The sequence below is a fragment of the Truepera radiovictrix DSM 17093 genome (assembly GCF_000092425.1).
In the GTDB taxonomy this organism is placed as follows: domain Bacteria; phylum Deinococcota; class Deinococci; order Deinococcales; family Trueperaceae; genus Truepera; species Truepera radiovictrix.
Genome location: NC_014221.1, coordinates 90,001 through 112,050, shown reverse-complemented (window position 1 = coordinate 112,050; position 22,050 = coordinate 90,001). Strand labels below are relative to the sequence as shown.

General features: G+C 66.7%; 18 protein-coding genes, 1 tRNA gene, 2 rRNA genes and 1 pseudogene (1 of these 22 only partly in view). 6 read left to right on the top strand and 16 right to left on the bottom strand.

Annotated features, from left to right (window positions below):
* Positions 1–184: 184 nt before the first annotated feature.
* The 5 genes from TRAD_RS00500 to TRAD_RS00480 form a co-directional block, all read right to left on the bottom strand.
* Positions 185–1,576 carry an NAD(P)(+) transhydrogenase (Re/Si-specific) subunit beta gene (locus TRAD_RS00500; RefSeq protein ID WP_013176618.1) on the bottom strand — a complete coding sequence of 464 codons (1,392 nt, stop codon included), beginning with the start codon at positions 1,574–1,576 and terminating at the stop codon, positions 185–187.
* A gap of 1 nt (position 1,577) precedes the next feature.
* Entirely contained in the window at positions 1,578–1,877 is a 300-nt protein-coding gene (locus TRAD_RS00495) for an NAD(P) transhydrogenase subunit alpha part 2 (RefSeq protein ID WP_013176617.1), read from the bottom strand.
* Positions 1,861–3,060, bottom strand: coding sequence for an NAD(P) transhydrogenase subunit alpha (locus TRAD_RS00490; RefSeq protein WP_013176616.1), 1,200 nt, complete (start codon positions 3,058–3,060; stop codon positions 1,861–1,863). The genes TRAD_RS00495 and TRAD_RS00490 overlap by 17 nt, the downstream gene beginning before the upstream one ends.
* 168 nt (positions 3,061–3,228) lie before the next feature.
* Positions 3,229–3,756 carry a DUF4126 family protein gene (locus TRAD_RS00485; protein ID WP_013176615.1) on the bottom strand — a complete coding sequence of 176 codons (528 nt, stop codon included), beginning with the start codon at positions 3,754–3,756 and terminating at the stop codon, positions 3,229–3,231.
* Positions 3,757–3,902: 146 nt separating this feature from the next.
* The gene (locus TRAD_RS00480; protein ID WP_013176614.1) at positions 3,903–5,114 is read right to left on the bottom strand and encodes a cytochrome P450; all 1,212 of its coding nucleotides are present in this window, start codon (positions 5,112–5,114) and stop codon (positions 3,903–3,905) included.
* A gap of 100 nt (positions 5,115–5,214) precedes the next feature.
* Between TRAD_RS00480 and TRAD_RS14910 the strand changes: the two genes are divergently transcribed.
* From TRAD_RS14910 to TRAD_RS00470, 3 genes and pseudogenes are all read left to right on the top strand, one after another.
* Positions 5,215–5,811, top strand: coding sequence for a TetR/AcrR family transcriptional regulator (locus TRAD_RS14910; protein WP_013176613.1), 597 nt, complete (start codon positions 5,215–5,217; stop codon positions 5,809–5,811).
* Between the two features lie 131 nt (positions 5,812–5,942).
* A pseudogene (locus TRAD_RS15540) lies at positions 5,943–6,703 on the top strand (IS5 family transposase).
* 146 nt (positions 6,704–6,849) lie between these two features.
* Positions 6,850–7,122 carry an amphi-Trp domain-containing protein gene (locus TRAD_RS00470; RefSeq protein ID WP_013176612.1) on the top strand — a complete coding sequence of 91 codons (273 nt, stop codon included), beginning with the start codon at positions 6,850–6,852 and terminating at the stop codon, positions 7,120–7,122.
* Between the two features lie 21 nt (positions 7,123–7,143).
* Here the strand turns inward: TRAD_RS00470 and TRAD_RS00465 are convergent, their stop codons facing one another.
* The 7 genes from TRAD_RS00465 to TRAD_RS00435 all read right to left on the bottom strand — a co-directional run bounded on the left by TRAD_RS00465 (position 7,144) and on the right by TRAD_RS00435 (position 12,207).
* The gene (locus tag TRAD_RS00465) at positions 7,144–8,154 is read right to left on the bottom strand and encodes a deoxyhypusine synthase family protein (protein ID WP_013176611.1); all 1,011 of its coding nucleotides are present in this window, start codon (positions 8,152–8,154) and stop codon (positions 7,144–7,146) included.
* 102 nt (positions 8,155–8,256) lie between these two features.
* Positions 8,257–8,913: a nucleoside/nucleotide kinase family protein gene (locus TRAD_RS00460; protein ID WP_013176610.1), complete on the bottom strand. Its 657-nt coding sequence runs from the start codon at positions 8,911–8,913 to the stop codon at positions 8,257–8,259.
* A 1-nt stretch (position 8,914) separates the two neighbouring features.
* On the bottom strand, positions 8,915–10,057 hold the full coding sequence (locus TRAD_RS00455) for a trans-sulfuration enzyme family protein (RefSeq protein WP_013176609.1): 1,143 nt from the start codon (positions 10,055–10,057) through the stop codon (positions 8,915–8,917).
* Positions 10,054–10,389: a type II toxin-antitoxin system PemK/MazF family toxin gene (locus TRAD_RS00450; protein WP_013176608.1), complete on the bottom strand. Its 336-nt coding sequence runs from the start codon at positions 10,387–10,389 to the stop codon at positions 10,054–10,056. Before TRAD_RS00450 ends, TRAD_RS00455 begins: the two co-directional genes overlap by 4 nt.
* Positions 10,382–10,579, bottom strand: a complete 198-nt coding sequence (locus TRAD_RS00445; protein ID WP_013176607.1) for a hypothetical protein — start codon at positions 10,577–10,579, stop codon at positions 10,382–10,384. Before TRAD_RS00445 ends, TRAD_RS00450 begins: the two co-directional genes overlap by 8 nt.
* Positions 10,576–11,376, bottom strand: coding sequence for an imidazole glycerol phosphate synthase subunit HisF (gene hisF, locus TRAD_RS00440; RefSeq protein ID WP_041947075.1), 801 nt, complete (start codon positions 11,374–11,376; stop codon positions 10,576–10,578). Before hisF ends, TRAD_RS00445 begins: the two co-directional genes overlap by 4 nt.
* A gap of 48 nt (positions 11,377–11,424) precedes the next feature.
* Positions 11,425–12,207 carry a Clp protease N-terminal domain-containing protein gene (locus tag TRAD_RS00435; RefSeq protein ID WP_083770696.1) on the bottom strand — a complete coding sequence of 261 codons (783 nt, stop codon included), beginning with the start codon at positions 12,205–12,207 and terminating at the stop codon, positions 11,425–11,427.
* On the opposite strand from TRAD_RS00435, the gene corA reads away from it, so the two are divergent.
* Positions 12,146–13,144 carry a magnesium/cobalt transporter CorA gene (corA, locus tag TRAD_RS00430; protein ID WP_013176604.1) on the top strand — a complete coding sequence of 333 codons (999 nt, stop codon included), beginning with the start codon at positions 12,146–12,148 and terminating at the stop codon, positions 13,142–13,144. The genes TRAD_RS00435 and corA overlap by 62 nt on opposite strands.
* Positions 13,145–13,331: 187 nt before the next feature.
* Here the strand turns inward: corA and TRAD_RS00425 are convergent.
* Together TRAD_RS00425 and speA are read right to left on the bottom strand one after the other, a co-directional pair.
* Positions 13,332–13,406: transfer RNA gene (locus TRAD_RS00425), tRNA-Asn, on the bottom strand.
* Positions 13,407–13,525: 119 nt separating this feature from the next.
* Positions 13,526–15,439, bottom strand: coding sequence for a biosynthetic arginine decarboxylase (gene speA, locus TRAD_RS00420; protein WP_013176603.1), 1,914 nt, complete (start codon positions 15,437–15,439; stop codon positions 13,526–13,528).
* A 494-nt stretch (positions 15,440–15,933) separates the two neighbouring features.
* Here speA and TRAD_RS00415 point away from each other — a divergent pair, with 494 nt between their 5' ends.
* Together TRAD_RS00415 and TRAD_RS00410 are read left to right on the top strand one after the other, a co-directional pair.
* Complete coding sequence (locus TRAD_RS00415) at positions 15,934–17,607, top strand: carboxypeptidase-like regulatory domain-containing protein (protein ID WP_013176602.1); 1,674 nt, start codon at positions 15,934–15,936, stop codon at positions 17,605–17,607.
* 9 nt (positions 17,608–17,616) lie between these two features.
* Entirely contained in the window at positions 17,617–20,175 is a 2,559-nt protein-coding gene (locus TRAD_RS00410) for a S8 family serine peptidase (protein ID WP_013176601.1), read from the top strand.
* A gap of 375 nt (positions 20,176–20,550) precedes the next feature.
* Here TRAD_RS00410 and rrf read toward each other — a convergent pair.
* Both rrf and TRAD_RS00400 read right to left on the bottom strand, forming a co-directional pair.
* Positions 20,551–20,667 (bottom strand): 5S ribosomal RNA (rrf, locus tag TRAD_RS00405).
* Between the two features lie 51 nt (positions 20,668–20,718).
* Positions 20,719–22,050, bottom strand: a 23S ribosomal RNA gene (locus TRAD_RS00400) (it continues 1,620 nt past the right edge of the window).

Sequence of the window (22,050 nt, the reverse complement as noted above, 5' to 3'; positions counted from 1 at the left end):
ATCCACAGCTTGGCCTGTGGATAACCCCAAAAGGACTAGACGTTGGCTGTGGATAACCGCTAAAGACAAATGACTAACTCTGAGACATACTGAGCCGATCGGAGACGACCTATAGGGGGTTGTCAAGGTTCTCGCCACGGGTAGTGACGACCGTAGTATACCAGGCGCTCGAGGTGGTGGACGCTTAAGCCGCGTCCCGCAACGCCTCCTTAAACGCCGCGACGAGCTGCGACACCGTCCCCTTGGCGTCGCCAAAGAGCATCCGGGCGTTCTCCTTGAAAAACAGTGGGTTCTCGACCCCCGAGAAGCCCGACGCCAGGGAGCGTTTGAGCACGAACACCGTGCGCGCTCTGTCAACGTCGATAATCGGCATCCCGTAGAGGGGGCTGCCGGGGTTTTCACGGGCGGCGGGGTTGACCACGTCGTTTGCGCCGATCACGATAGCGACGTCGACGGCGTCCATCGTCGGGTTGACGTCGTCGGGTTCGACGAGCTGCTCATAGGGCACGTTCGCTTCGGCCAAAAGCACGTTCATGTGCCCCGGCATCCGGCCCGCGACGGGGTGGATGGCGTAGCGCACCTCCGCGCCGTTTTCCTCCAAGAGGTCAGCCAGCTCCTTGACGGCGTGCTGCGCCTGCGCGACCGCCATGCCGTAGCCCGGGACGATGAGCACGTTACTCGCCGCCTCGAGCAAGAAGTAGGCGTCGTCGGCCGTGATCGCCCGGACCTCCCCCTGCGCCCCCCCCGCAGCCGAAGCGCCCTGCGCCGCCCCGAACCCGCCGAAGAGCACGTTGGTCAGGGAGCGGTTCATCGCCTTGCACATGATGCTCGTCAGGATCAACCCGCTCGCCCCGACGAGCGAGCCCGCGACGATGAGCACGTTGTTTTGCAGCACGAACCCCGCCGCGCTCGCCGCGATCCCCGAGTAGGCGTTCAGCAGCGAGATGACGATCGGCATGTCCGCCCCGCCGATGGGGATGACGAGCGTGACGCCCAGCACGAGCGCGGCGAGGAGCGCGAGGGCGAAGGCCAGGTAGCCGCCCACCGTGTCGGGCGCTAAGGCGAACATCGCGCCGAAAGCGAGCGCCAGGGCCCCGAGCGCGGCGTTGTAGAGGTGCTGGTTGGGAAACAGGATGGGCCGCCCCGGGAGCCGTTCGGAGAGCTTGCCGAACGCCACGAGGCTCCCCGTAAAGGCCACCCCGCCGATGAGCACGGCGAAAAAGATGGCCACAGCGGTAAAGGTCGGCGTCAGGAGCGCCCGGTGGTACTCCGCCCACCCCACCAGGAGGCTCGCGAGCCCCCCCGAGCCGTTAAAGAGCGCCACCATCTCCGGCATGGCGGTCATCTTGACGCGGTACGCGGCGACCGCCCCGATGGCGGCGCCGACGAGCACCCCGACGGCCACCCAGACGAGGTTGAGGCCGCCCACGAGGAGCGTCGCGACGACCGCTAGGAGCATCCCGATGGCCGACACGAGGTTGCCGCGGCGCGCGGTGTCGGCGCGGCCCAGCATCTTAAGGCCGTAGATAAAGAAGACCGACGCGGCGATGTAGAGGAGGTTGGTCAGCACGCTCACGCTAGCGCCCGCCCTTTTTGAACATGCCGAGCATCCGGTCGGTGACCAGATAGCCGCCGACGACGTTGATGGTCGCGGCGACCAGGGCGACGACCCCGAGCGCCGTGCTAAAGGCCCCCTCGCTCCCCGCCGCGAGAATCGCCCCGACGATGGTGATCCCCGAGATCGCGTTCGACCCCGACATCAGCGGGGTGTGGAGCTGCGACGGCACCTTGGTGATGAGTTCGCGGCCGAGAAAAAGGGCCAACACGAAGATAAAGAGCAGCAGCAGGAGGGTGTGGGTGTCAGGGGGTGGGTTCATGGTGCTCCTCCGTAACCGTTGCTTTGGCGGCCTCCGCTTGGGTAGGCGCCCCGAGTGACTCGAGCAGCTCGCGCACCCCCGCGTGCCGCACGGCGCCCTCGTGCGTCAGCAGGCACGCGCTCGTCACCTCGTCCTCGAGCCTGAGCACCACGCGCCCCTGCGCCCTGTCCCACAGGTGCTCGATGAGGTTGTAGACATTAGCGGCGTACATCTGCGAGGCGTCGCGGGCGACCGCGCCCGGCAGGTTGGTGAGCCCGACGAGGCGCACGCCCCTTTTGACGACCTCCTCCCCCGCCACGGTGCCCGCGACGTTGCCCCCCGTAGCGGCGGCGAGGTCGACGATGACGCTGCCGGGGCGCATGCCGGCGACCATCTCCTCGGTGAGGAGTAGCGGCGCGCGTTTGCCGAACACCTGGGCGGTGGTAATCACGATGTCCGAAGCCGCGCAGACCTTCGCCATCCCCTGCCGCTGACGCTCGAGCTGCTCCGTCGTGAGCGCCGTGGCGTAGCCCTGCGCTGTCTGGCCGGTTTCGCCGACGTCGATCTTGACGAACTTGGCGCCCAAGGAGCGCACCTGCTCCTCGACCACGGGGCGGGTGTCGAAGGCCTCGACGCGCGCGCCGAGGCGCTTGGCGGTCGCGATCGCTTGGAGCCCGGCGACCCCCGCCCCCACGACGAACACCCGCGCCGGCGCGATGGTGCCCGCCGGGGTGCTCATCATCGGCAGCACCTTGTCGAGGCGTTCGGCGGCGAGCACCACCGCGGCGTAGCCCGCGAGGCTCGCTTGCGACGAGAGCGCGTCCATCTTCTGCGCGTAGGTCGTGCGGGGGATGAGCTCCATGCAGAGCGCGCTGACGCCCCGCTCGGCGAGCGCGCGCACCGCGCCCAGATTACGAAAGGGGTCGAGCAGGCCCACGACGACGGCGCCGGCGGGGAGCGCGCGCGCTTCGTCCTCGCGTAGCGGGTTCAGGCGCACCACGGCCTCAGCGCCCTCCAAAAGCCCCTCCTTGGGGACGACCTCCGCACCGGCCTCGCGGTAGGCGTCGTCGGAGAAGCCTAAGGGGGCGCCGAGGCCAGCCTCGAGCCTAACCGCAGCACCCAACGTGGCGAACTTCGCGGCGACCGTCGGCGTCAGGGTCACGCGCGTTTCCGGAGGCGCTTCTTTGGGGAAAGCAATCCGCATAGGGGTCCTTTCAGGGATCACGGCGAGCCTTCCGAACAGTTGGGGACCACCCCCAGTATACGGAAACGGTAGCAGAGGGGTGCGTGCGGTGCGCGGTGTAAGGCGCGCCCCTGCACACCGCCCGGCGCACGCGCTTAGACCCTGACGCTACACCGTCCGCGGCGGGGCTCAGCCAACCCGGTCGCTGCGGGGGGCGCCGAGCGCCGCTTCAGCGAGGGCCAAGACCAGGCCGTCTTCGGCGAGCGCCGCGGCGAGGTCCGGCACCCCCGCCGCCGTGAGGGCCCGCCGCAGGTGAAAGAACGCCCACGCCCCCCCCAGCGCCGAAACCGCCCCGACGAGCGCGCCGCGCGCCCCGCGCCCCCCCGCGGCGCGGCAGAGCGCGGCGCCGCAGAGCGCCCCCGAGAGGGCGCGTCCGACGAGCGGTCCGAGGTCCGTGCGGTCGGGCGTCGCGGGCAGCTTGTCGCCGACGAGCTCGCCGGCGGCGGCCAGCGTGAGCGCCCCCGCCGCCCGCCTCGAGCCCAACCAGCCGAGCCGCCCCAAGGGAGCGTGAGGAGAGCGCCTCACGTGGTGCGCGACGAGAGCGGGGGCGACGGCGGCGCGCATCCCGGCGGCGACGCCTATGAGGGCAGCTTGTACGGGGGCGGCTTGTGTGTAGGCGGCTCGTGCGTGGGCGGCTTTAGCGCGTGGGGTGGGCATGCGTGTCCTCCTCATGGCAGCTATCCTCGGGTCGACGACGTGAGAGAGCGTCGTGGGAAAGCGTTCTTGGTGACGTTCGTGACGTTCCGGAGACACCGGCAGCCACGCTCCGCGAAACCGTCGCCCCCACGCCAGGCGCGTTCGGGCTAATCCAGCGCGACCTCGAGCCCCCGCACCTCGTAGCTCTCGATCAGCGCGTTGTAGCGCAGGGTGGGGGGGCGCACGAGGCGCACGGGGAGCGCCAGGAGCTGCCGCAGAAAGATGTCGCTCTCTTGAAGCGCGATAAAGGCCCCCGGGCAGCGGTGCGCGCCGTCGCCGAAGCTCATGACCGCCGGCTGCACCCCGGGCGCGAGCGCGCGCGCCGGGCACGCTGCCAAAGGCGCGCTCCCCACGGCCTCGGGGTCGGTGTTGGCAGCGTGCACGTAGAGGTCCAAAAGGGCGCCGGCGGGGATCCGGACCGTCTGGCCCGCGCCTTCCAGCGTGATCTCCTGCACCGCGCGGCGGTAGAGGTGCCCGACGACGGGCTCGAGCCGCAAGAGCTCGCTCAGCACGCGCTGCCGCGTGGCGGCGTCCCCCGCCACGTAGGTGCGCCGGAGTTCGCCATCTTCGAGCAGGTGCCACGCCGCTAAGCTGATAAACTCGCGCGTCGTCGCCATCCCCGCCGCCGCGTAGGTGACGCACTCGCTCAAGATCTCGGCCTCCTTGTAGCCTTTCTCGAGGAGGTGGCTGATGACGTCCTCTTGGGGCGCGCGGCGCCGCGCCGCGATCGCGGGGCGCACGTCGAGGAGGTAGAAGCGCAGCAGCCGGAGTTGGGAGCGCGCGCCGCTTAGAACGCGCGCGCTCCGGGAGAGGCCGTCAAAGCGCTGGAGGCGGAAAAACGCCTCTAAGCGCCCCTCCATCCCCCTCGAGTTCGTCAGCCCGACGACCTGCGCCGCGACCTGCACCGCGAGCCGCAAGCTCAGCGCGCTCAGCTCGGCGCGGCCGCGCTGGACAAGCTCAGCGATCAGCTCGCGAGCGAGCGCCTCCATCATCGCGCGGTAGCGCTCGCTCACCGTCTTGGGGGTGAAAAAGCGCGCCACGGCGGTCCGGTAGCGTTTGTGCTCGGGGCCGTCTTGAAAGAGCACGGGTTGGCGCATCCGGATGGCCCCGACGCTCTCGGCGTTAAAGCCCGCTTGACGGGTCGCCTCGGCGTCGCGCAAAATCGCCCTGACGTGCGCGTATGAGCGGACGTGCCAGACCTCGCCGCGGCGCTCTATAGCGGGCGCCCCCGGCGCGGACCGGCGAGCGACCTTGCGGACATCCTTGAGCCCGCTCTGAGGCGCGGCGTGAACGGGACAGCCTTCTCTCGAATCCGTCATGGCCTCTTCACCCCTCGTCTCGTCACCGGTGTGACGAGCGGTATGAAACACGGTGTATCATATCCCTGGGGAGCACCCACCACGATGAGGGAGGTGACAGTTGACGCCGACGCCGCTAAAGACGCCTAAGCGCGCCGCGGGGGAGGACCTGCGCGTCACCCGCACGCGCCGCGCCCTAGGGGAGGCGCTCGTCGCGCTCACCCTCGAGCGCGGCTTCGAGCACCTGAGCGTCCGCGACCTCGCCGAGCGGGCGGGCGTCGGCTACGCCACCTTTTTCCGGCACTACGCGAGCAAAGAGGCGCTCTTAGAGGCCGTTTCGGAGGCGACGCTGCGGGAGCTCACCGAACTCTTGGGGCCCCTGTCGGCCACCGACGACCCCAGGGGGGCGGGCACGCGGCTCTTTAGGCACGCCGCCGCCAACGCCGCGCTCTACCGGGTGCTGCTGCGCACCCGCCACCACGGCCCTTTGCAACGCGCCCTGGAGGTCGCCGCGAGAAGCTTTCGCGAGACCTTCGACGACCGTCCGGGGAGCGCTGTGCCCTTGGAGGTCGCCGCGCATCACGTCGTCCACGCCTGCGTTGCGTTACTCGAGTGGTGGCTCGAGCGGGACATGCCCTATCCCCCTGAGCGCATGGGGGACGTGTTTGGCGCGCTTATCGTCGGGCCGACCAAGGCGGCGCTGCAAGCAAAGGGGTGATCGGGTACGCAGCGCCCCGATGTCCCGGTACCAAACGCGTAGCGAGCTCGGAGGGTGCCGCGCCCTTCGCTTCCACGTCCTGTGAGTAGGTTCTGTTGACACTTTAACGAGCGTAGATGCTAGAAATAGGTATGAGCACGGTAGAACTCAGGCAAGACCAGTGGCGAAAAATCCTCAAGTTTCTACGCGAGCACCCTCGGGTACATGTGGGCAAAGCGCGTAAGTGCAAACGCTTTATCGAGGCTGTGATGTGGATGGACCGCAGCGGCGCACAGTGGCGCTTGTTGCCAGAGAAGTATGGCAGTTGGAACAGCGTCTACAAACGCTTTGACCGCTGGAGCGAGCGGGGAGTCTGGCATGAGATGTTCGAGCATTTTGCCGCCGACCCCGATATGGAAAGCGTAATGATTGACAGCTCAGTGATTCGCGCACATGCTTGTGCTGCGGGCGCACCCAAAGTAAAAGGGGGCAAGAAGCGCAAGCCCTCGGTTACAGCAGAGGTGGGTTCAGCAGCAAGATTCACGTAACCGTCGATGCTTTGGGCAATCCTTTGCGTCTCTTGCTCACGGCAGGTCAAGCGCACGAGGCACCTCACGCTGAGGCCTTGCTGACGGGGTACGAAGCCGACTTCGTTCTTGGCGACAGAGGCTACGACGCCGAACACATCCGCACCACTATCGCCGAGAACGGAGCACAAGCGGTTATTCCACCCAGGTCAAATCGCAAAGACCCCAGCGCGTATGACCCGGAGCTTTACAAAGAACGCCACCTCATCGAATGTTTCATTGGCAAGCTGAAACACTACAGACGTTGCTTCTCGCGCTTCGACAAGCTCGCTCGCAATTACCTCAGTTTCCTCCATTTTGCCTCTACCCTCATCTGGCTACGGTGAAACGTCAACAGAACCTAGATTTAGTAGATCACCGCTGCTTCAGCGCCTCACTGTAGAGCCGCGCGCGGCTCGTCGTTCGCTCACACTCAGGTGGTACGCCTAAAGGGGGCCGTAGCGGCGAGGGCCGCAGCCCTAAAGGAGGACCGATGGGAAGGGAAGTGAGACGGTTTAAGAGCGAGGAGCGTAAAAGCCGCGGCGAGGTGAGCGCGTTTCTCCGGCAGCTCGCCGACAAGCTCGACGAGGGCCGCATCACGCTGCGCTCGGGGGGCGAAGAGGTCGTGCTCGAGCCCCCGCAGCAGCTCACGCTCGAGCTCCAGGTCGAGGACGAGGAGAAGGGAGCGCGGGGCGTCGAGCACAGCTTGGAGGTCGAACTCGCGTGGTTTGACGGCGACGAGGGCGGGGCGGTCGAGCTGAGTTAGCGCGGACCGCCCCGCGGGGGCTCACCAGCCGAGGATCAGCGCGAACATCAAAGGCGCCACGATGGTCGCGTCCGACTCGATGATGAACTTGGGCGTGTCGACCGAGAGCTTGCCCCAGGTGATCTTCTCGTTGGGCACCGCGCCCGAGTACGACCCGTAGGAGGTCGTCGAGTCGCTGATCTGGCAGAAGTAGCCCCACATCGGCACGCCTTCGCGTTGCAGGTCCTGGTGCAGCATCGGCACCACACAGATGGGAAAGTCGCCCGCGATGCCGCCGCCGATCTGGTAAAAGCCTACCGAGTGCTCCGGCGCGGTCTTCGTGTACCACTCGGCGAGCGCCATCATGTACTCGATGCCGGTCTTGACCGTGTGGACGTTTGTGATCTCGCCGGTGAGGCAGTGCGCGGCGTACATGTTGCCGGTCGTCGAGTCCTCCCAACCGGGGACAACGATCGGCAGGTCTTTTTCGGCGGCGGCCACCAACCACGAGTCTTTGGGGTCGATCTGATAGTGCTCTTTAAGCGCCCCCGAGCGGATGAGGCGGTAGAGAAATTCGTGCGGGAACAGGCGCTCGCCGGCCGCGTCCGCGCGCCGCCACTCGTCGAGCAAAGCGCGCTCGAGCCGCCGCATCGCCTCCTCTTCGGGGATGCAGGTGTCGGTCACGCGGTTCATGTGGCGCTCCAAAAGCGCCTGCTCGTCCTCGGCGCTCAGGTCGCGCCACGCGGGCACCCGCTCGTAAAAGTCGTGGGCGATGAGGTTAAAGACATCCTCCTCTAGGTTCGCGCCGGTGCACGAGATGATGTGCACCTTGTCGGCGCGGATCATCTCCGCGAGCGAGAGCCCCAGCTCGGCGGTGCTCATGGCCCCCGCGAGCGTCACCATCATGTGGCCCCCCGAGGCGAGGTGCGCCGTGTAGGCGTCGGCGGCGTCGACGAGCGCGGCGGCGTTGAAGTGGCGGTAGTGGTGGCGGATAAAGTCGGAAACAGGACCTTGGGTCTTGGCTTGCGCTGCGGTCTGAGCGGTCTGAGACATGGTGTTCCTCGCAATCTCGCCTATCTTAGCAGTGAGTTCCGCGCGACGAGCAGTGAGTAGAAACCCTGCACGCATCGCTCGTTGCGCGTCGCCACTGCCGACTCATCGCGCCACGACATAGGGTGCGTTCACATCCTCGTTGTTGACGACCATCGTGGCGTGGCGCCGAGGCTCGGCTTCAGACATGTATAGCCTCTGCCCCTCTATGTAGCGGCGGTTACTCTCGGCGTGGGGGTCGGGGGAGCCGAAGCCGGGCCCGCGAGCAGCGCCTCTGGGTACGGACACCTCGAAGGGGACCTCGAGCCACACCGACACGTCCCAGGCGTCGCGCAGTTCGGGGCGGTGCAAAAAGATACCGTCGAGCAGCAGCACGCTACCGGGCGCCGCGAGCTTCTCGGGCACCTCGACCGGCCGCTCCGCTTCAACATCGTAGACGGCAGTCCGGTAGTACCCCGACCCACCGGGGCTCAGGGGGTCCAGCAAAAAGCGCTTTAGCGCCCCGTAGTTGTACGAGTCGCGGTAGAACCCCTCCGGCGAGGTGCGCCCACGTCGGTAGCGCACCTCTCTCGGATGGTGAAAGCCGTCCACGGAGGCGCGGATGACCGCTCGGCTTGGGGCGAGAAGGGGCGCGAGTTCGTCGGCGAAGGTCGTCTTGCCCGCGCCGTCCACCCCGTCGATGGCGACCCGGAGGACGAAGGGCGAAGGGGTCGCCAAGAGACGTTCGGCGACCGCCTCGAGGAGCGCTCGGCGAAGGTTCATCCTACGTGAGGTCCTCAGCCATAGCTTGCTCGAGGTCTTCGATCAGGTCGTCCGGGTGCTCGAGCCCCACGGAGACGCGCAGGAGGTCGCGGGGGGTGGTGCTCTCCGGCCCCTCGATGCTGGCGCGGTGCTCGATGAGGCTCTCCACCCCGCCTAAGCTGGTGCCGCGGGTAAAGAGCCGCACGCGGGCCGCGACCGCCATCGCCGCCGCCTCTCCCCCGCGGACCCGGAACGAGAGCATCCCGCCCGGGTAGGCCATCTGCCGCGCGGCGAGCGCGTGGGCCGGGTGCGAGGCGAGGCCGGGGTAGTGGACGCTCGCAACCCGCGCGTGCCCCGCCAAAAAGGCGGCCACCCTAGCGGCGTTGTCGCAGTGAGCGCGCATCCGGTAGGGGAGCGTGCGGAGGCTGCGCAGCACCAGCCAGCAGTCGAAGGGCGACGGGACCGCCCCCTCGAGGTTCTGCACCGCGCGCAGCCGCTCGAAGGTCCCGTCGGCGCGCGCCGCTACCACCGCCCCGCCGAGCACGTCCGAGTGTCCCGCTAAGTACTTCGTCGTGGAGTGCACCACCAGGTGGGCGCCCAGCGTCAGCGCGCGCGTCACCGGTGGCGGCGTCCAGGTCGCGTCGCACACCAAGAGCGCCCCGACGTCACGCGCGAGCGCCGCGAGCGCCCCGATGTCCGTGAGTTTGAGCAGCGGGTTCGAGGGGGTCTCGACCCAGATAAGCCGCGTGTTGGGCCGCAGCGCGCGCGCCGCCGCCGCCGTGTCCGACAGGTCGGCGAAGCTGACCGCTAGCCCCCACGGGACGAAGACCTGTTGGAGCAGCTTGCGGACGCCGTGGTAGAGGTCGTCGGGGGCGAGCACGTGGTCGCCGGGGCGGAGCGTGCGCAACACGCTGGCGACGGCCGCCGAACCCGAGGCGAAGCAGGCCGCCGCCTCGCCCCCCTCGAGCGCCGCCAGGGCCGCCTCGAGCGCGCGCCGGTTGGGGTTGTCCGTGCGGCTATAGACGAAGCCCTTGGGGTATGAGCCGTCGGGGTCGCGCTCGAAGGTCGTCGAGAGGTGAATGGGTGGGGTGACCGCGCCGGTCGCCGCGTCGGGTTCGGCGCCCGCGTGCACGGCGAGGGTCTCGAGCCGAAGCTCGCGGTTCATAACGCCGTCCACATGGTGGCGAGCACGCCACGTACGGCGTCCCTGTCCTCTGCGCCGAGCGCCCCCAACATGCGCGCCACGAGCCGCTTCTCGAGGGTCGCGAGCTTGTGGAGCCTGACCACCAAAGGGAGCAACAACCCTGCACCCCGCCAGTTCTGCACCTTGACGTCAAAGGCGCTACGTGCAAGAGCGCTCGTGATGCGGGCCACGAGGATGTCCTCGTCGCCCGCGTCCAAAAGAACGAGAGCTGGGCGGCGCTTTGCGCCGAGCACTCCGGTAAAGGGGAAGGTGAGCAAGACGACCTCACCCGCAGAGAAGCGGGGGCTACTCAAGCGTATCGTAGATGCTGTCTGCGTCCGTATAGCCCGCGGCGAACTGGGTTTCGCTCAGCCGTACCCAATCGTCCTCCTCGTCGACGAGGAGCAACAGGCGCGCGCTGGGGTTCTGGGCGAGACCCAAAAGCTCGTCGGGCAGCTCGAGCTTCCCTTCGGAGAGTTTGACGGGCACCTCAAAGGCTTTCACCAACCGAGTGTAGCATGCTGCACGAGCCTCACGTGCACGCCCGCCGCGGCCAAGAGGCGCTTGACCTCGCCCACGGTCGTCTGGCCGCTATGGAAGATGCCCGCCGCCAGGGCCGCGTCGGCCTCGCCGTAGAGCAGTACGTCGCGCATGTGAAGGGCGTTGCCAGCCCCCCCCGAGGCGATCACAGGGATGTCCACGGCGCGCGCCACGGCGCGGGTCGCCTCAAGGTCGTACCCCGTTTTCATCCCGTCAGCGTCGATGCTATTTAAGACGATCTCCCCCGCCCCGAGCTCCTGACCCCGCACGGCCCACTCGAGCAGGTCCAACCCCGTGGCCTTGCGCCCCCCCGCCACGTAGACCTCCCAACCGGAGGCGTCCGGGCGCTTTTTGGCGTCGATGGAGAACACCACCGCCTGCGACCCGTAGTGCTCGGCTGCCGCGCGCACCACCTCGGGGTTCGCCACCGCCCCCGAGTTGATGGAGACCTTGTCGGCCCCCGCCAAAAAGAGCGCGCGAAAGTCGGCGAGCGTCCGCACCCCTCCGCCGACGGTGAGGGGCATAAAGCAGCGCTCGGCCACCTGCGTGATGATGTCGAGCATCGCGCCCCGCCCCTCCGCGGTCGCGGTGATGTCGTAAAAGACGAGCTCGTCGGCGCCCCCCTCGTCGTAGCGCAGCGCCAGGGCGACGGGGTCGCCGACGTCTCTTAGCTCACCGTGCTCGGCTCGGCCGAACTGTTGGCCGCGGGTCGTGCGCCCGTTGTGCACGTCCAGGCAGGGGATGATGCGTTTGGCTAACACCCTAGCAGCATAGCAGCCCGCGCCCCGTTCGGCTCCGAGCAGCACCCCCTAACGCCGCCGCAGCAGGTGCCGCGCCCCGCGCCCCAGCAGCCGCCACCCCCCCCGGGTCGCCGTCGCGGGCGGGGGCGCCGCTTCGGGGGCAGCCCGAAAGTACAGGGGCGCCAGCAGCCGCTCCTCGGGCATCCCCGCAGCGGCGCCCGAGAGCTTAAGGCGGCGGCGAAGCTCGCTCGGCGCCACCCCGGCGCGCTGCAGCACCCTGAAAACCAGCCCGTCACCGCCGCGTAAGAGCCCGAGGAGCAGGTGTTCGGTCGTCACCAAACGGCTCCCAAGCGCGCGCGCTTCGGAGAGCGCGAACGCCATCACCAGGCGCGCGCTCGGGGTGAGCGCGGCGACCTCGCCGCGCGGCAGACCGGCACCGACACCGATGAGCGCGACGACGCGCCGGCGCGCCCCCTCGAGGCTCAACCCCAGCTCGTGCAACACCCTAGCGCCGCCCCCGCCCTCGCGCAGCAGCCCCAGCAGCAGGTGTTCGGGCCCCACCATGGTGTGGCCGAGCTGCGCGCTCTCCTCGCGCGCGAAGTGAACCACCAACCTTGCCCCACGATCAAAGTGGTTCAACCGTCTCACCCCTCCGCTAGTTACGTTAGGCCTCAACGCTATCACGCTTTTAACAGCGTGTTTGACGGCTCTAGCGATGGCCCCAACCCCGCGGGCGGCGTATGTCACGCGAAGCGGCAAAGCCACCGCCGGTCCGAGTAGGCTGCGCTCTATGGCAGACCCCGCGCCCCTCACGCCCCACCCCGAGCCCGCCCTAGCGCCGCACCCCAACATCCGCGTCAAGGACCTTTCAGCGTGCGCCGACGCGCCCTGGTGCGGGCAACGTCACGGCGTCTGGATCGATCTCGAGAACCCCACCCGCGAGCAGGTCGCGGCGCTCCAGGAGAGCTTCTCGTTTAACCCCCTCGCCCTCGAGGACGCCCTCGCCACCGAGCACTGGAGCCGCTTCGAGCGCTACCCCGAGCACCTCTTCCTGATCTTCCGCACCCTCGCCGAACCCGGAGCGCTCACCGAACGTACCGAGGAGATCGACCTCTTCTGGTTTCCCCAGCAGCGCGCGCTCATCACCTTCCGCCACGAACCGGTCGGCTACCTCGAGGCCGTCTGGCAGGAGCTCGACCGCTTCGCCGAGCGCACCCCCGTCGAGGTGCTCTACACCCTGCTGCAGCGCGGCACGGACACCTTCTTCACCTTTTTGGACGAGCTCGAGGACCGCACCGACGCGCTCGAGCGCCGCGCGTTTGAGGACCACGGCGGAGGACGACGCGAAAGCCCCCTCTACCAGGAGGTCTTTACGCTGCGGCGCACGATGATCGCCGCCCGTCGCCACGCCTCTAGCGCCCGCGAAAACGTCGCGCAGCTCTCCCGGCACGCGAGCGAGCTCTCCCCCGAAGGGGCGCTCTATCTGCGCGACGTCGCCGATCACCTGGCCAGGGTCTACGACGGCCTCGACACCGCGCGCGACGTGCTCACGGGGTTGCTCGAGGTCTACCTCAACATCGAAAACCAACGCCTCAACGAGGTCATGCGCACGCTGACGACCGTCTCGACCGTCTTCTTGCCGCTGACCTTTTTGGCAGGGGTGTGGGGGATGAACTTTCAGTACGAACCCGAGTTCGCCTGGCGCTACGGCTACCTCTTCGCTTGGGCCACCTTTGTGACCATCGGGGGGTCGCTGCTCGTGTTCTTTAAGCGCAAGGGGTGGTGGTGAACGGGGCTTCGGCACAACGGCTTGGCCCCGTAAGACGCGCCCCCATCTCGCTGTCGGCTTACTCACCGAACGCGGTGAGCCTAACTGAAGCTGTACCGTAGGTGCAAATAAGGTGCAAACGCACCCAAAAAGAGAACCCGCCACTCCCGGCGGGTTTTACTTTTGCCGTCTCTGACGGCTTTTCTTTTGGCTCCGCGGGCAGGGCTCGAACCTGCGACCAATCGATTAACAGTCGATCGCTCTACCACTGAGCTACCGCGGAACGCGCGCCCCTTAGGGGCAAGGGGTAGTTTAACAAACGCTCGCCCCCTTGGCAAGTCTGCGGGGCAACACGCACGCCCCGCCGCGCCGTCTGGGGTGGGCCCCGCTAGCTATCTCGCCCTAGATATCCTCGAGGTAGGTGTAGCCGACGAGCTCAGCGTTGTAGGTCGCCACCAGCGCCTCCGCCTCCTCGGCCGAAAGGCGCCCCTCGGCGCGCGCCTCCTCGGCCTCCTCGAAGAGCCAAGCGCGCAGCTGCGGCGCCTCGTACCCCATGTTCTCGATGACCCGCCGCGCCTTCTGACCGTTGACGATGCGCTCGACCGTAAAGCCGTCCTCGGAGACGCGCACGTGCGCCTCGTTGACGCGGCCGAAGAGGTTGTGGGCGTTGGCGAGCACGTCCTGATAGGCGCCCATCAAAAAGACCCCCAAGTAGTACGGCTCGCCCTTGCGCACCTCGTGCAGCCGCAGGGTCGCTTTGACGTCGCGCAGGTCGATGAACTTCTCAATCTTGCCGTCCGAATCGCAGGTGATGTCGACGAGCGTCGCGTCGCGGGTGGGCGGCTCGTCGAGGCGCGAAAGGGGGACGATGGGAAAAAGCGCACCGATCGCCCAGTGGTCGGGGAGGCTCTGGAAGAGGCTGAAGTTGCAGATGTACTTGTCCGCCAGCAGTTTGGGCAGATCCTCGAAGTCGTCCGGGACGTAGTCGAGGTCGCGGATGATGCGGGCGATTTTGGCGAGGATGCGGTTGTAGAGCTCCTCGACGTGCGCGCGCTCGGTGATGCTCAAATAGCCGAGGTCGAAAAGGCTATGCATGGTGTCTTTGTTGCTCGCCGCGTCGTAGAAGACCTCGCGGTAGTTTTTGACGCTGAGCGTCTCTAAAAGTTCGCGCATGTCGGCGACCAGCGTGTGCGGCTCCCCCTCCAGCGGCGGGAGCGTCACGGCCGTTTTGGTGGGCCCCACGACGTCGATCACCGGCAGCACCAACAGGGCGTGGTGCGCCGTGAGCGCGCGCCCGGACTCGGACACGAGCACGGGGTGCGGCACCGACGCCTGTTGACAGGTCTCCAACACCGTGTAGACCACTGTGTCGGCGTACTCCTGCAACCCGTAGTTGGCCGAGGCGTAAAAGCTCGTCTTCGAACCGTCGTAGTCGACCGCCAACCCGCCCCCGACGTTGAGGTAACGGATCTCGACGCCGAGCTCGCGCAGCTCGACGTAGGTCTGCGCCGCCTCACGCACGGCCGTGCGAATTTTGCGGATGTCGGTCACCTGCGAACCCACGTGGCAGTGCACCATCACCAGCGTGTCCAGCATCCCCCGCTCGCGCAAACTCTGCGTGACGCTCAGCATCTCGCTCGTGCTGAGGCCGAACTTGGCGCGGTCGCCGCCCGAGTCCTCCCACTGCCCGGAGCCCTGGGCGTGCAGCTTGTAGCGCAGCCCCAACGCCGGCCGAATGCCCATCTCCTCGCTGATACGCAGCACGCGCGCGAGCTCGGTGAATTTCTCGAGCGTGATCACCACGTTTTTGCCGAGCCGCCGCCCCCAGAGCGCGAGGCGGATAAAGTCGTCGTCTTTGAAACCGTTGCAGCATAGGAGCGCTTCGGGGTGGATGTCTTGCACCAAGCAGAGCGCCAGCTCCGCCTTGCTACCCGCTTCGACCCCCGTGCGAAAGCGCGCCCCCGCCTCGGCGAGCGTCTCGACGACGACGCGGCGCTGGTTGACCTTGATGGGGAACACCCCTTGGTAGTGACTCTCGTAGCCGAACTTCTCCCGCGCCTCTGCAAAGGCGCGGTTAAGGCGCTCTAAGCGGTTTTCCAAAATCTGCGGGAAGCGCAGGATAAGCGGCAGGGAGACGCCGCGCTCGCGCAGCTCCGCGATGATGTCGGGCAGGGGCACGCGCTCGCGTTCGCCGGTGACGACCTCCATAAGACCGCCAGCGCCGATCTGGAAGTAGCCGCCATTCCAGGTCGGCACCCCGTAGAGGTCGGCTGCGTCGCTCGCGCTGAGCCGCCGCTTGTCTAGCACGCTTTTCAAAACCGAAGCCTCCTCCTACCGGCGAGTCGGTCAGGCGCACACGCTGACCGAAGGTCGAGATACCAGCGCTCGATGTCACCTTTGCTGGGTGCGGGACCCGTTACCGTACGGTTCGCGCCACCGGGGCGCCGGGCTCGTCGACGCTGCGGTCAGAGCCGTTGAGCGCTTGCGTGCCGGACAGCGTCAGGGCCGCCAAAACCCTAGTGACAATAGCACGTCGCCGAGCCTTCGCGTGTGCGCCACCCGGCGAAGCTTCCTCGGTCTGGTAGGACCCCCAAAAAGCGCTTTGGCAGAGCGCTCGCCCCTTCGGTAGACACGTTTTCGGACGACCGAATGTGGTTTAATACGCGCAGCCTGCATGAGGTTCGTGAAGGCTCTTTGAGCCGGAGAGGAGGCGTCAGGTCACCGGCGAAAAGCGGCTTCCGGAGCGTGCTCCGGAGCGCGACAGAACTCCTCACGTCATCCGGAAGACGATCCGTTTCACGGAGGCAGCCATGAGACGAACTCCCAGACGGGCGCTTTTTGCCCTGCTCCTCCTGCTCGCGGCGTGCGCGCGGACCCCAAGCGGCACCCCCCCTCTCGATCAGACCACCTGGCAACCCGGCACGGGCAGCATCGCGGGGTACGTCGTCAACCGCAAGGCGGGCACCAACGTCGCGGGCACCACCGTTGCAGTCGCCGGCACCGACTTGAGCGCGGTTACCGACGAAAGCGGCCTCTACCGCATCATGGACGTCCCGGCGGGCCTGCACACCCTCACCTTTACGCAAGACGGTTACGCCACCTCGAGGGTCGAGGGGCTGCGGGTCGACGACCAGGCCGAGACCAGGTACGACACGATCCAGGCCGAGGCGTTCGACCCCTTTTTGCCGACGATCCCCCCGACGCTGAGCATTAGCGTCGAGAACGGGGACAGCTTCCCCGGGGGCCCCGAGGGGGCGCTCAGCTTTACGGTGAGCGGCACCGTCGCCTCCCCCGAAAGCAACGGCTTTTTCAGCTTCGGTACCGCCGCTTTGGGAACCAGCCGCGGCACCTCGGGCTTTCTCAACGCCGCCGTCCCCGGGACGCTCTTCCCCTTCGACGGCGGGGTCGAGACCACCGTCAACCTGCCCACGGCCGCCTTTAGCGGCGAGACCAGCCTCCACGTGGTGGCTTACGACGTCAACTTCAACCGCACCGAGGTGATCCGTTACGTCACCATCACCCCGGCCGAAACCGCAGGGCGGCTCGCCGAGGTCACCAATCTGGGGGCGTTCGCGGTGACCTTCGGCGACACGGCCGTTTTCGGACCGCTCAGCCGGATCCGCCCCTTCGACGGACGCGCGCTTTTAGACGCCGTTCGCAACAACGACGTCAGCGCGCTGCAACGCCTCGCCACCGAGGCTCGAGGGGGAGCGCCGACGCTGGGGCCGCAAAACGCCCTAGACGAGGTCATCACCTGGGTCGACGTCGACTTCGCCTACCAGGGTGGGGCGCTCCCCACGGCGTTTCGGGTGCACCGTCGGCTCGCCACCCAGGGCCGCTTCTGGCCCATCGGGCAGGTCGGTCCGGAGCAGATCTGCGCCACGCTCACCGAAGACGAGCAGCCCGGCCCGCTCGACCCGGACGCGGGGATCATCTGCACCTTCCGCGACGCCACCGCCGGGCTCGAGGCGGGCGTCGAGGCCACCTACCGCATCGAGGCGATCTTGGGCGACCAGAACACCCTCTCCGGCGACAGCAGCGTCACCCCCCTGCCCGCCTTTTACGTGAACGCGCTCTCCCCCAGCAACAACGCGACCAACGTCTCGGTCTCCCCCGTCTACGAGTTCTCCGTAGAGAACCGCAGCAGCTTGCTCTTTATCGGCGCGCTGGTGCTAGACCGCGTTCACGCCGAAGGCAGCCCGGTCGAGTGGGTGGCCGTCTTGCGCGATGACAGCGGCATCACCGCGGGCGGCATCCCCCACAACTTCGACGGCACCGCCGTCAACGAGACGCTGCAACCGTTTCACGGCTACGACTGGCAGCCGATCGCGGTCACGGCAAACGGAACCATCACGGAAGACAACGAGGTCGAAGGGGTCAACGCCGTCTCCATCGCCGCCGACTTTTTCGACCTGCTCGGCGTCGGCTTCGGGGTTTCGGACGGCCCGGTCAACACCTTCTCGACCGGTGACGGCAGCTTCTAGGAGGCCCTTGTGACGCGCTCTGTTATCGGCACGCTGCTCCTCGCCCTAGCGCTCGCCGCGTGCACCCTCAACCCGCCCGCCCCCAGCGTCCGCAACCCCACGCCCTCCTACACCATCGACCGCGTCGGCGACCAGAGCTTTATCCGCGGCCAGCTCATCGTCGGCTACCGCGAGGGCGCCTCCCCCGAGGCCATCGCGCGCCGGCTCGGCGCTACCGTGCAGCAAGACTGGCCACTCCTGCGCGCCGCGCTCCTGCAGCTGCCGCCGCGCCTCAGCGTCCCCAAAGCCAAGGTCAGCGCCGAACGGCTCGAGGGGGTGCGCTACGCCGAACCCAACCTCGTGCACTTTCGGCCCGAACCGGCTCGGGGCGTCGCGACGACCGCCCTTTCGCCCACCCAGGTCAGCGTCTCCGACCCCGAGTTTGGCCGGCAGTGGATGCACCGGCAGATGAATTCGCTCGGGGCGTGGAGCCAAGGGGTCTCCGGCAGCGGCATCCGCATCGGCATCCACGACGACTTTATCGACCACCGCCACCCCGACTTGGTCGACAACATGTTCTACCCGGGCTTCGACGGTTTCGCCGCCTCGAACCCCGAGGTTCCCATCGAAGCCGCTCTCATTACCCCCGAAACGCCGCACGACGGCGTCGGCTTTCACGGCACGTCGGTCGCGGGGACCGCGGCGGCGGTCGGCAACGACCTCGGCGGGCGCGGTACCGCCTACGGCGCCAGCATCGTCCCCTTGGCGATCAACGAACCCGAGCAGGGCGGTCTGGTGCTGAGCGCCATCGTCAACTCGGCGATCTTTGCAGTGTTGGGCCCCGACTTCGCCTTCGGCGGCGACGACCGCGCCCCCGGCACCGACCCCGAGACGGGGCCGTACGTCCACATCGTCAACATGTCGTGGGGCGGCGCCTTCTACAACCAACTCATCAAGGACACAATGGACCTGATGCTCGCCTCGGGGATCGTGCTGGTGACCTCGGCGGGCAATACGCCGACCGAAGGGCCTTCGTTCCCCTCGTGGAACCCCGGGCTCATCAACGTCGCGGCGACGACCGCGCGGGGGACGCGTACGAACTTCTCCAACCGCGGGTTGCACCTCGACCTCGCCGCCCCGGGGGAGAACATCTGGACGACCACCACGCGGGGCTGCATCTTCGCGACCCCCGACGGCGCCTCGTGCAGCGAGGAGGAGCCGGAGGTCGCCTACACCTACATCAACGGCACCTCGTTCTCGAGCCCAGCGGTCGCCGGCACCGCAGCGCTCATCCTCGAAGCGGGCGCCGAACGCGACGCCGAGGGCAACATCACCGCCCTCCCGAGCGCCGCTCAGGTGCAGCGCGTTTTGACTGAAACGGCCTTCCAACCGAGCGGTTACGAGCGCAGCGCGCTGGGCGCGGGCATCGCCGACTCGGCGGCGGCCGTGGCCCGGGTGCTCTCCGGCGACCCCATCCCCGACGGCGGTTCCCTCCTCGCCGAGGTCGTGTGGGCGGGTAACCCCGACATCCGCGTCCCGCAGGTTGGGCTCACGCTCATCCCGGAAGACGGGGACGCCGCGGTGAAGTACACCCAAACGTCCGACGGCACCCTGCTCACCCCCCTGGGCATCGGCCTCTTTCAGCAGATGCCGTCGGGTCGCTACACCCTTCAGGCCAGCGGACCCTACCGGTCGGTCCACGGCATCGAGGTCGGAACCGCGCAGACGAGCGTAGAGATCCGCCCCGGCGAAGCCACGGCGGTGCGGTTGGCGCTCGAGCTGAGCCCCTTCGAAGACCCCTTCGAACCCAACAACACCCTGGAGACGGCTGCCGAGCTCGAGGAGGTCGGCGTCACCGTGCGCGCGAGCCTCTACGACCCGGAAGCTGCGAGCGACGTCGACGTCTACAGCATCCCCGTCACGGCCGGCAGCGTCTACCGCGCGAGCCTGAAAACCGCCTCGGGGAACGTCGCCCCGGCGCTCACGGTCTACGACGCCTCCGGCACGCCGATCGCCCAGAGCGGCAGCACCCAGGCCTTTACCCTCAACCCCTTCGTCGAGTTCGAAGCGCCCGAAGACGGCCTCGCCTACATCGAGGTGACGGAGACGAGCGGGCTCGAGGGGAGCAACAGCCCCTTTAACCTCTATGACCTCGACATCGCGCGCTACATCGGCGAGGAGGAAGAGCCCAACGGCTCGGCGGTGGTCATCGGCACCTCGATTCAGAACATCGACTTCACCGACGCCCAGAGGATCCCCTTGGGCAGCGCCCTCGACGCCGAGCTCACCGAAGGCGACACCGACATCTTCCAGGTGGAGGTGCCCGCTGGCGCGACGGTCGTCGGGGACATCGTGACCGCTGTCGACGGGCAGCCCGACACCCTGTTGGGCGTCTACAACGAGGCGGGTCAACAGGTCGCCTTTAACGACGACTACAACGGGCGCGCCTCGAGGGTCCTTTATGCCTCACAGACGGGTGGCCTCTACTACTTCGTCGTCGCCCCCTGGGACGCGATCAACCCGCAAAACGCCACCACCGGCCCCTACAACTTCAGCGTTACACGCCACCTGAACCCACCTACCGAGTAAGCGCGGCGCCGCTCGAGGCCTGAGGAAGCCGTACTCAAAGCAGTGGCGAAGGTCCGGAGTTGCGTCCGGACCTCGTTTGTTTATAGACCCGATTTGCTTGTAGACCTGTGGGCTCGAGAGCAGCTTTGCTGCAGTCGGCAACCAGGCTGTCTTGTGGTGAGAGCTTCTGCGCCACGAACACTGCTGAAAGCCACAGGGTTTGAAGGCTCGCCTGCTGCCCCATACCAGGCCCATACTAGGGACGCAAAGCTGCGTCCATGCTCTACACCTTTGAGGTAGAGTCGGTACTGAGCTCAGTGAATTAAAGGGGCGAAAAGGGGCAAAACAAGAAAAGCGCCCACCAGCCGTAGCCGATGAGCGCACCTCAAGATAAGGTCCTCGCGCCGACCTACTTTTGCAGGGGGTCGCCCCCCAACTATCATCGGCGCTGGCATGCTTAACTTCCGAGTTCGGGATGGGATCGGGTGGGTCCATGCCGCTATAGGCGCGAAGAGCAAAATAACGACAGCGAAACGGCGATAAGGGGGATGAGTCCATAAACTAGAGGTTAAGTCCTCGACCGATTAGTACTGGTCCGCTAAACACGTTGCCGTGCGTACACGCCCAGCCTATCTCCCGGTGGTCTTCCGGGGGTCTTACTCCCACAAGGGGATGGGAAAGCTCATCTTGGAGTCGGCTTCGCACTTAGATGCTTTCAGCGCTTATCCGTTCCGCACATAGCTACTCAGCTTATGCCCTTGGTAGACAACTGAGAAACTAGCGGTGCGTCCATTCCGGTCCTCTCGTACTAGGAACAGCTCTCCTCAACTTTCCTACGCCCACAGCGGATAGAGACCGAACTGTCTCACGACGTTCTGAACCCAGCTCGCGTGCCATTTTAACCGGCGAACAGCCGGACCCTTGGGACCTTCTCCAGCCCCAGGATATGACGAGCCGACATCGAGGTGCCAAACACCGCCGCCGCTATGAACGCTCGGGCGGTATCAGCCTGTTATCCCCGGGGTAACTTTTATCCGTTGATCGATGGCCCTTCCACTCGGTACCACCGGTTCACTAGGACCGACTTTCGTCCCTGCTCGACCTGTATGTCTCGCAGTCAAGCTCCCTTATACCCTTACGCTCTACGCACGATTTCCGACCGTGCTGAGGGAACCTTTGTGCGCCTCCGTTACGCTTTGGGAGGCGACCACCCCAGTCAAACTACCCGCCTAACACTGTCCCTCACCTGGATCACAGGCGCAGGTTAGACGTCCGAACCCATCAGGGTGGTATTTCACCAGCGACTCCACCGATGCTGGCGCACCGGCTTCAACGTCTCCCACCTATCCTACACAGATCGGTCCTAACGCCAATATCAAGCTGTAGTAAAGCTCCACGGGGTCTTTTCGTCCTGCTGCGGGTAGGCCGCATCTATACGGCCAGTTCAATTTCACCGAGTCTCTCTCCGAGACAGCGCTCCAGTCGTTACACCATTCGTGCAGGTCAGAACTTACCTGACAAGGAATTTCGCTACCTTAGGACGGTTATAGTTACCGCCGCCGTTCACCGGGGCTTCATTTCAGGGCTCTCACCCCTCCACTTAACCTTCCGGCACCGGGCAGGTGTCACACCCTATACCTCCCCTATCCGGGTTCGCAGAGTGCTGTGATTGTGGTAAACAGTCGCTAGAGCCGATTTCCTGTGCCCGCCTCCCGCAAGCCTTCGCTCACGGTACCCGCGGAACCCCTTCTCCCGAAGTTACGGGGCCATTTTGCAGAGTTCCTTAGAGAGAGTTCTCTCGCGCGCCTTAGTGCTTTTACACTCGCCCACCTGTGTCGGTTTTCGGTACGGGCGCTCTCGCTTCTTCGCTTAGAGGGTTTTCTTGGCACCCTGGAT